The organism is Buttiauxella sp. B2 (genome assembly GCF_006376615.1).
GTDB lineage: Bacteria > Pseudomonadota > Gammaproteobacteria > Enterobacterales > Enterobacteriaceae > Buttiauxella.
Window position 1 is genome coordinate 181,009 of record NZ_VEXQ01000007.1, and the last position, 9,633, is coordinate 190,641.

The 9,633-nt window shown below is 47.3% G+C and carries 9 protein-coding genes; 8 read left to right on the plus strand and 1 reads right to left on the minus strand.

Translation table 11 applies throughout. From position 1 onward, the window contains the following. Positions 1 to 172: 172 nt before the first annotated feature. Positions 173 to 847: a molecular chaperone gene (locus FH968_RS10820; protein ID WP_223271309.1), complete on the minus strand. Its 675-nt coding sequence runs from the start codon at positions 845 to 847 to the stop codon at positions 173 to 175. A 302-nt stretch (positions 848 to 1,149) separates the two neighbouring features. Here FH968_RS10820 and FH968_RS10825 point away from each other — a divergent pair, with 302 nt between their 5' ends. From FH968_RS10825 to FH968_RS10860, 8 genes are all read left to right on the plus strand, one after another. Then, positions 1,150 to 1,701, plus strand: coding sequence for a fimbrial protein (locus tag FH968_RS10825; RefSeq protein WP_139879271.1), 552 nt, complete (start codon positions 1,150 to 1,152; stop codon positions 1,699 to 1,701). Between the two features lie 67 nt (positions 1,702 to 1,768). Beyond that, entirely contained in the window at positions 1,769 to 2,308 is a 540-nt protein-coding gene (locus FH968_RS10830) for a fimbrial protein (RefSeq protein ID WP_139879273.1), read from the plus strand. A 66-nt stretch (positions 2,309 to 2,374) separates the two neighbouring features. Continuing rightward, entirely contained in the window at positions 2,375 to 3,085 is a 711-nt protein-coding gene (locus tag FH968_RS10835; protein WP_139879275.1) for a fimbria/pilus periplasmic chaperone, read from the plus strand. A 20-nt stretch (positions 3,086 to 3,105) separates the two neighbouring features. Next, the gene (locus FH968_RS10840) at positions 3,106 to 5,748 is read left to right on the plus strand and encodes a fimbrial biogenesis usher protein (RefSeq protein ID WP_139879292.1); all 2,643 of its coding nucleotides are present in this window, start codon (positions 3,106 to 3,108) and stop codon (positions 5,746 to 5,748) included. A 14-nt stretch (positions 5,749 to 5,762) separates the two neighbouring features. Further along, positions 5,763 to 6,278 carry a fimbrial protein gene (locus tag FH968_RS10845; RefSeq protein WP_139879277.1) on the plus strand — a complete coding sequence of 172 codons (516 nt, stop codon included), beginning with the start codon at positions 5,763 to 5,765 and terminating at the stop codon, positions 6,276 to 6,278. Beyond that, positions 6,271 to 7,920 carry a PglL family O-oligosaccharyltransferase gene (locus tag FH968_RS10850; RefSeq protein ID WP_139879279.1) on the plus strand — a complete coding sequence of 550 codons (1,650 nt, stop codon included), beginning with the start codon at positions 6,271 to 6,273 and terminating at the stop codon, positions 7,918 to 7,920. Before FH968_RS10845 ends, FH968_RS10850 begins: the two co-directional genes overlap by 8 nt. Positions 7,921 to 8,020: 100 nt before the next feature. Next, positions 8,021 to 8,980, plus strand: coding sequence for a fimbrial protein (locus FH968_RS10855; RefSeq protein ID WP_139879281.1), 960 nt, complete (start codon positions 8,021 to 8,023; stop codon positions 8,978 to 8,980). A 109-nt stretch (positions 8,981 to 9,089) separates the two neighbouring features. After that, positions 9,090 to 9,633: fimbrial protein (locus FH968_RS10860; protein WP_139879283.1), on the plus strand; the 544-nt coding region annotated here is incomplete at its 3' end.

Genomic DNA, 9,633 nt, shown 5'->3' on the forward strand with positions numbered 1-9,633 from the left:
CCGTTTGAATGGTTTTATGCTATATGAGGGGATAAAATTAAAGCGTTGGTTGCGTTTTTAAATCAGTGAACCCCGCCGTTACGAGGCTCATATAATGCATAATTAATTTTAAACGAATGGCATGATTATAACCGAATTAATCGTGCCGGGTGCTACCGAACCACAACGACCCTTAAATAGAGGCAGAGTGATCAGGCCCCACAGCTCCAACGTCGCTGATAATGGTGTATTGCACAGCCCCCCCGGTGACCCCAGCAGGTAGTGCGAAGCTTGCGGTACTGCCAGGTGCTACATAAGAGACAGCGGCCAGTTTTTTCCCATCGACGGTTATCTCGTTAAAATTGATGAAACAGGGTGCCTTATTCGTTACCTGTAGGGTATTTCCTGCTGCATGGAAACTCAATTTACTGCCCTCTTTCTCAACGTCGGTACCTTTCATCGACGCAGGGCGATAAATGAGCTTGATAGTAGTTTCCACAGCTATTTGCAGAGTGTTTTTATCACTAGGTGAAGACGGAATACCCTTCACATGCATCCAGTACATCGACTCTTTATCCTGCGGGAGAGCATCGGTCATAATGACTCGCATTATGTTTTCTTTATTTCCATCAAGACGATAAAGAGGAGGAGTAATCACAAACGGAGGCTTTTTAGTGGAGCCATCCAGGTTGTCGAGCGTAGTTTGCACCAGATATGGGGTGTTATCGGGGTTACGTACACTGATAGAGCCTTCTTTTTTGCTGCCATCATAAAGAAGACGAGTACCACCCACGACCAACGTCGCGCAGGCATTATAACTAAAGGTTGCCAACAAGGCCGCGACGATAAAACCAGATGATTTTTTCAAAATGTACTCCAAAAGTATTAATCGCATTCCCTACGAGAAGAAGTTATGCATCCTTTACAGTTGTAATTAATTTATCTTCACATTAAAAAGCAGTCACCTTTTTTATATTATTTTTGTATATCTATTTTTAGATATTAAATAATAAATTCAAATGAAATTCGCCTGTGGTTATTTCAAGAATATATCTAAAAATAGAACATGTATTGTTTGAGATTTTTTTACGAAAAGCGAATTATAGCGACGTCAACCCAGTGCACCAATTGCACTTCTTAAATCAAATATTATTTTTATCAGGATTAAATATGAAAAAGACTCTGTTAGCTGTTTTCGCTGTTGCTGCTCTTGCCGGCATCACCTCTTCTTCTGCATTTGCCGCGGCGAGTTCAATGACCGTTAACGGTGGCACCATTCGCTTCGTGGGTTCAGTAACGGATGCACCTTGCGTCATCAGCATGGCTTTGAAAGACCACGTTGTCATCATGAAGCAGGTTAAAACCTCACACCTGGACACCGCAGGTCAGGCTTCAGGCCAACCGACTGCCTTTACTGTTGACCTGGAAGATTGCGATACATCTACCTACACCAATGCCTCTATTACATTCAACGGAACACCTGACGCTGATGTTGCAACTGCAATGAAAAATGAAGCGACCAGCGGTGCGGCAACTAACGTAGCCTTGCAGCTGTACGGCCCGGATGGCGCAGTATTGAATCTGGGTGATGCATCATCAGCATACACACTGATTGATGGCACAAACAAAATTCCATTCACCGTTGATTATATTGCTACAGCCGCCGCTGCTACTGCTGGCGCTGTACAAGGAACCTCAACGTTGCAGATTACATATTCTTAATTCTGCCTGAAACCCCTTTGCCGTTAATGCAAAGGGGTTTCCCCCTCCTGGACTGAGGTTATTCATTATGAATAAAAGCATCATTCGTCTTGGTATTTTGCTGCTTCTGAGTGCCCAGCAAAGTTATGCAGCAACCTCGCTGAATACTGATGGTGGCTCGCTGCTCTTTTCTGGAAACCTGGTCAATACCCCGTGCAGTATTGAGTTGCGTTCATTACATCAGGTTGTGGTCATGGGGCAAATCAAAAGCAATATGCTCACTGAGCCTGGTACCTGGGCAGGTGCAACTAATTTTCGTGTCTGGCTGACAGATTGTGATCCTACAGTGCGTAATACAGCAAGTGTGGCTTTCACTGGTACGCCTGATGCACAGGACCCCCAGGTATTCAAAATAGATGGAATGAGTAACTCAGCAACAGATGTTGGCATCGGAATATTCGACAGCCAGGACAAACTTCTGGCGCCAAACAGTGCGCCAGAAACATGGCTCCCCTTACAAGAAGGGAGCAATGCACTGTTCTACACCGCTAAATATCGTGCTGTCGGCGAAAATGTTCAACCTGGTGTCGCCACTGCTTCAGTGAATTTCACTGTTTTATATCAGTAACACTTAATACCTCAGCAGTATCACTAATTGCATGCCAGTCATGCTTAATCATTCGGAAACCAGAAAATGAAATTTAATACCACCCCGCTGTTTGCAAAGCGTAAATCAGCCGTCGCTATTTGCGCATTAACAGCCATGATGGCTCTGGGAACGAGCAACTTTGCACACGCAGGAGGCGTCGCTTTAGGTTCTACTCGTCTAATTTATCCGCAGGGAAATAAACAAGTAGAAATGAATATTTCTAATACAGACAAACAGGATGGCTATTTAATTCAGTCATGGGTATCTACTCCTGATGGTAAAAAGGATAATGATTTTGTCATTACCCCTCCGTTATTTTTATTGAAACCAACAAAAGATAATGTGCTGCGTATTATGTATACCGGCCCGCAATTAACAGCCGATAAAGAGACGCTGTTTTATTTGAACAGCAAAGCTATTCCATCAGCAGAAAGTAATACAGCCCAGCAAAATGCCCTGCAGATAGCGACACAAAGCACCATTAAGATGTTTATGCGCCCTGCCAATCTGAGTGTGAAATCGTCTGAAGCACCAGGCATGTTGCATTGCAAAATGAACGGTTCAACTCTGCAAGTCACTAACCCATCACCTTATTTCGTGACCCTGGTGAACTTTACTGCTGGCGGTCAAAAGCTTCCAAATACCATGGTGCCACCAAAAGACAGTGTCACAGTGAAAGCGGCTGCCGGGGCGGTTGCATTCCAGACGATGAATGATTTTGGTGCTATGACAACGGCGCAATCCTGTAAGAGCTAATCAGAAGGTAAAGCGACGTGATGAGTATCCCTGGCAAATTATCGAACTCTCGGAAAATATTCTGGAAATTATCTCCGCTGGCATTTTTTATTTGTACGAGTCTGTTTACCGGACAGGCTGCCGCAGAGAGCTATTTCAACCCAGCCTTTTTATCAAACGGCACAGGTCAAACAGCGGATCTTTCCAGCTTTGAGCGTAACGGCCAGGCTCCAGGTACTTATCGTGTTGATGTTTATTTGAATAACGACCTGGTGACCAGCCAGGATATTGAATTCAAATCGCATAAAGAAGTTGACCCAGACGGCAAATATCCTGTGGATGACACAGGGCTTGTTGCCTGCCTGTCGGCCAAAAAACTGGCCGATATGGGGATTGACATTGCAATCCCTGAAGAGAAAAAACAGTCGGCTGAGGGAAGTTGTGTCGATATCGCGTCGTTAATCGAAGGCGCAAAAGCCAGCTTCGACTTCTCTCAGCTTCGTCTGGATATTAACGTTCCACAGGCGTTTACCCGCAATACCGCGCGTGGCTATATTCCACCAGAAAAGTGGGACCAGGGGATCAACGCATTGCTGTTGAATTACACCTTCAGCGGTTCTAACAGTAGCGATCGTACCAACGGTAAAAGCAGCAGCCACTTTTTAGGTCTGAACAGTGGGATTAACGTGGGGCCATGGCGCTATCGCGATTATTCAACGTTTAACCGCAGTACCAGCAGCAATGGTACAACGACCAGCCAGTGGCAGAATGTTAACAGCTATATTGAGCGCACCATCATTCCTATGAAGGCGGAATTGGTCGCTGGTGACAGCAACACTTCTGGTGATGTTTTTGACAGTATGGGGTTTCGCGGGGTGCAACTGGCATCCGATGACAACATGTTGCCGGACAGCTTGAGAGGCTTTGCCCCTACGGTACGCGGTATTGCCAAAAGCAACGCTCAGGTCACCATCAAACAAAATGGCTATGTGGTTTATCAGACCAACGTTTCAGCCGGTGCTTTTGCCATCGACGATCTTTTCCCGACCTCTTCCAGCGGTGACCTTGCCGTTGAGATAAAAGAGGCCGATGGTTCACTGACCAATTACACCGTGCCATATTCAGCTGTACCGATGCTGCAACGTGAAGGCCGTGTCAAATACGCCTTCACCGCAGGTAAGTACCGCACCAGTAACGATCAACAAGATGACGTGGCCTTTGGCCAGGGCACGCTCATTTGGGGCCTTTCGCACGGTGTGACCGCCTATGGTGGTACCCAGTTTACCAGTGATTACAAATCACTGGCGTTAGGTCTTGGCTTCAATATGGGCGATTTTGGGGCCGTTTCTGCTGATATCACCAGCGCACAAAGTACCCTGGCCGATGATACCAATCACACCGGGCAATCCCTGCGCTTGCTGTATGCCAAGTCGCTTAACGATTTGGGCACCAACTTCCAGCTACTGGGATACCGTTATTCCACCTCTGGCTACTACACGCTGGCGGACACGACTTATAAACACATGGATGGCTACAACAGCGATCCGAACAATACCGATAATGACATTAATAACGATCATCCGAGTTGGTATGACTATTACAACCTGTACTACACCAAACGCGGCAAAATTCAGGTCAATATCTCGCAGCCGTTAGGTAATTATGGTTCTGTTTATCTCAGCGGCAGCCAGCAGTCGTACTGGCATACCGACGATAAAGACACACTGGTACAGTTTGGTTACAACACCACCTGGCATGACGTCAACATTGGCCTGAGCTACAGCTACAGTCTCTCTTCCGGCCAACCGGAGGCAGACCGCTCGGTTGCTTTGAATATCTCACTCCCGCTCAGTAAATGGTTATCGCCGAACTCGGGGACAGACAGTACAGGTAATGATGCATTTGCAACTTACAGCGCCAGCAAAGATAACCATGGCAGCGTAACCCAGAACGCAGGTGTGAGCGGCACGCTGCTACAAGACCACAACCTGAGCTACAGCGTGCAGGAAGGTTATGCAAACCAGGGCGCGGGCAATAGCGGTAACGCCAGCCTTGCCTACCAAGGCGGTTACGGTAATGCCAACGTGGGTTATAGCTACAGCGACAACGGCGATTACCAGCAAGTTACCTATGGTGTGTCAGGTGGCGTGATAGCACACAGCCATGGTGTCACGCTGAGCCAGCCGTTAGGGGAAACCAACGTGCTGATTGAAGCACCAGGTGCCGATAACGTAAAAGTTGATAACACCACTGGCGTGAAAACAGACTGGCGTGGCTATGCCGTGGTGCCGTTTGCCACTAACTACCGTAAAAACCGTCTGGCGCTTGATACCACGTCCTTGGGTGACCAGGTTGATCTTGAGAATGCTGTAGTGGACGTCGTACCGACTAAAGGTGCGGTCGTACGGGCCAAGTTTATGGCCCATGCGGGTATTCGCGCATTGATAACTCTGTTGCACAACAATGAACCTGTTCCATTCGGCGCCACGGTATCACGTGACGATGAAGGTGCTGCGAGCATTGTGGCGGACGACGGGCAGGTTTACCTCTCCGGTCTGGCAGAGAAAGGGGTGCTGAAAGTCCAGTGGGGTAACGAAGCAAGCCAGACCTGCTCGGCAAATTACCAACTGCCAAAAGATGCAGAAAAAAGTCCGATTGCCAAAGTTACCGTAATTTGCCGTTAAGGCAGGAAGAATTGATGAAAATAACTTACTTAATTGCCTCAGCATTATATTGCGTCTGTTTAATTAATAGCGCCCACGCTGATGACGTTGCTATTAATATTGGCGGTACCATCGTCGACAATACCTGTATCGTATCGCTGCAATCGCAGGACGTTAAACTGGGTAATGTCGCGGCCAATCAGTTTCAGAAAGCCGGAGATATGTCTCCGGTACAGCCTTTTACCATCAGCCTGGAAAAATGCAGTTCCTCAGTCAGTAACACCACGGTGACATTTTCCGGCAACCCGGACGTGACAAACCCGAATTTGTTAGCGGTTGATGCGGGGGCAAATACAGCAAGCGGGTTAGGCGTCGCCATTTATGACAAATCCCAGACTCTGTTGCCATTAGGGCAAGCGAGCACCCAATATGACCTGAACGGCCAAAGTTCAGCCACATTGCAGTTTTTCGCCCGTTATATGGCAACACAAAGCAATGTGGCCTCCGGGGATGCAACCGCAACGGCAACATTCGTTGTGAACTATGCGTGAACATGCTTTAACACTGCCCGCCCGGTTTAAATTCCCACGTCCAGCCAGTGCCCTACAGTGGCTGGTTTTTCTTTCTGGAATCTACTGGATAGTCATCCTCGAAATCCCCTGGTTAAATAACGGTGGTTACGGCTTCACATTGCCATACAACCTGGTGTGCTGGGCCGTAATGTGCCTGATGGTTGTACCCGTAGCACTGCTGTTAAAAGAATGCCGTTGTTCGCGAACCGCATTATGGCTGGCAGGCGGGGCATTGTTAATGACGCTACCCGCGTTATGGTCAGCAAACCATGACGGCCTGCGCGCCTCACTACCCCGGTTGACGGGCCTATGGGGTGGTGTCGTTTTCTATTTTGCTCTGCTACAGGTGCGCTTTACCCCTCGTTCGAAAGTACAACTGTTGGTTCTGCTAGCCATTGCTACCGTTATCCTGTCTGGCATCACACTCACATGTATCTGGTTGCCTGGCTCGTTGCCTGGCACATTACGGCAGTTAGCCGAAAAGTACGGTCCCAGTGGCTTTGGGATATTTGAGCAGCGCAACGTTAATGCCTCTTTCCTGGCAACCGGCTTAATGGCCATGCTGGCGCTGCTGGCATTTAGCCGGCTTAACCTTCTGCGTACGTGGCTGTTATGCAGCGGCACCATTATCGTCACCGCCACGCTGTTACTGACACAATCCCGTATCGGCTGGATAGGGGGGGCGGTGGTGATTGTAGCGGCCAGCTTGCTGGCTAACTCTGTGAGCTGGCGTCAGCAAAGCTCTTTGCTACAACGCTGGCTGGTGATAATCGTGCCATTACTCGGTGTGGTTCTTGGGATTGTTTTACTGAACCGGTCTGTTACTAACGCCCTGGAAGCTCATGATGGCTCCAACGTTCAGCGCTGGCTTGTACTGAAAAACACCCTGCAAATGATCCTGCAACATCCGTGGCGTGGCTGGGGGCTGGGCACGTATCAGGGGGAATTTTTCCGCTATATGAACAGCCTCCCGGTGAATCCCAGCCATGAAATCATGGGGCATCCGCATAACGAGGTGCTCTATCTGTGGTTTGAGGGCGGTGTTTCAGCACTGCTGGGTGGCATCTGTTGTTTTGCCGGCTGGCTTACGTTAATTATCCGCAAACGGCGTCACCTTTGGTCAGTTGTTGCCCTGGTTATGACGTTGCCTGTGCTGCTGCATACTCAGGTTGAGTACCCGCTTTATTTTTCAGTGCCACACTTTATGCTGCTACTGATGCTAATGCGCATAGCAGACAGCGGTAAGCGCGTTAAACAGCTATCAACACCAGGGCCTTTAAGCTGTGTGCAGCTCATCGTCTCGGGCCTGGCGATTTACGGCTTTGCTTTATCCATACACTGTATTTATGTTGGCAGAATGCTTGACCGCTTCGAAGCCAGCCAGTTAGAAGACCCCGAAAGCATAACCCGCCTGGATGTCCCCTGGCTGATGCGCTACCGCTGGCAGCACGAGATGGCAATGTTGCAACTGGTGCGTTTTAACCAGAATGGCCAGCGGGCAGAGCTGGAGGCTTTTTTAGCCGGGAATCAACAATGGCTGCTGTTAAATCCTGACGACGATTTAATTAAGCTTCAACAAGATGCGCTTAAATTTATGCGCCGGGAAAACTCACACCCATAGAAATTATTTTTTTATATTTATAATTAGAGAATGATTGGTTTGAAAGCCTCAGCATAATGATGAGAAAATCATTTCAACGTGATTTTATTCGGTGAGTTTTATGATCAGATTATTTATCTTGGTTCTTTTTTTTATTTCCAACGCAAGTTTTGCTTGTGTAGTCGATAATGGAAACCAATCCATTGATGCCAACCCAGGAAATATTACCGTACAGCGGGACCTGGCAGTTGGCTCAGTTATTGTGGAAAAAGATATTTCTCTATCTGGTATTACTTTAAAGACTAGCGGTGGTTCATGCATTCAGAATTTTTTAATGGAATATAATGGTGGGGTGAGGTCCTCCCAGGACAGCGTGTATAATACTAATGTTCCGGGAGTAGGTTTAAAAGTATTTGTTGCAACAACCACTGGTTCTATGGCATATAACTATCTTGAAAACCCCGCTTCGACCAATGAGGTCGATGGCCCCCCTGACGGAAGTATTAATACTTACCTAGCTGTTGCTCAAGTTTTTTTTGTTAAAACTGGCCCTATAACTACCGGCACTCTGAATAATGCTGAAATAGGTCAAGTAACAACTAACACAGCATCCCCCAGTGATGCTTTAGTCTTTAGGTTAAATTTAACCGGTAGCCCAACGATAACAAGCCTTGCCTGCTCTATTACCTCTGGCAACCAAATGACGTTCCCGATTGGCAATGTTCCCGCCGACCAGTTTACCGCTATAGGGACTACGTCTCAGCAGCAAAGTACCCAGAACCTCGGTTTAGATTGTGATGCAAATGCCAATATAAATGTCACCCTTAATGGCACCCAAAGCCCTGATTCGTCGGACAATAGTATTCTGGCGGTAAACGGCGCGGGTTCGGTTGCATCGGGGGTTGGGGTGCAACTGTTATACAATAATGCACCGATAAAAATAAATGAAATGCTTAATTTGAAACAATCCGCCGGTGGGCAAGAAACTTTCCCAATCACCGCCCGTTATATTCAAACGAAAGATAAAGTCACTGCGGGCCAGGCAAATGCTACCGCCGTGTTAAATATCACCTACCAATAAATAAAATTATAGTTTTAAACACTCGACCATTAAATATATAAAATCTATTATTTTATAAGGCAGGAATAACCCTGCCGGAACAATATTTATTTTAGTTGAGTTATATTTAATGAAAAAGAAATTAGCGGTCATGGTCTTTGCCGCCCTGGCGGGAAGTATTATATCGGGTTATGCAACCGCGCAAAGTGCTATTGTGCAAAATGGTGGGAATATACATTTTCAGGGGTCGTTAACCGATGGCCCTTGTGCTGTGCAGGGGGTGGAAGATAATGGCCGAATGGTCATCCTGCAACAGGTTGAAACTCGCTATCTGACTACACCAGGAGAGCCTGCGGGGCAGGTTAAACTGTTCCATATTATTCTCAATGACTGTAATACCTCGGTATATACCAATGTGCAGGTGAGCTTTAATGGCCAGACAGATGCAACGTTTAAATCCGTACTAGTTAATAGCGCCACCACTGGCGCCGCTGAGCATGTTGGCCTGCAACTCTATGGCCCGGATGGTGAAAAAATCATCCCCAATGACTCTTCCGCTATAGTGTTAAAGAGCGGGTTCAACACTATTCCACTGACTATTGATTACGTGCCTACCGGTTTAAAACCAACAGCCGGAAACGTTGAGTCCCTGGTCACCTTTAATATTATCTACA

Bases quoted from the DNA above. Each gene is read 5' to 3' on its own strand.
- FH968_RS10840 (WP_139879292.1), top strand. From the start codon at position 3,106: ATGAGTATCCCTGGCAAATTATCGAACTCTCGGAAAATATTCTGGAAA.
- FH968_RS10835 (WP_139879275.1), top strand. From the start codon at position 2,375: ATGAAATTTAATACCACCCCGCTGTTTGCAAAGCGTAAATCAGCCGTC.
- FH968_RS10825 (WP_139879271.1), top strand. From the start codon at position 1,150: ATGAAAAAGACTCTGTTAGCTGTTTTCGCTGTTGCTGCTCTTGCCGGC.
- FH968_RS10845 (WP_139879277.1), top strand. From the start codon at position 5,763: ATGAAAATAACTTACTTAATTGCCTCAGCATTATATTGCGTCTGTTTA.
- FH968_RS10830 (WP_139879273.1), top strand. From the start codon at position 1,769: ATGAATAAAAGCATCATTCGTCTTGGTATTTTGCTGCTTCTGAGTGCC.
- FH968_RS10850 (WP_139879279.1), top strand. From the start codon at position 6,271: ATGCGTGAACATGCTTTAACACTGCCCGCCCGGTTTAAATTCCCACGT.
- FH968_RS10855 (WP_139879281.1), top strand. From the start codon at position 8,021: ATGATCAGATTATTTATCTTGGTTCTTTTTTTTATTTCCAACGCAAGT.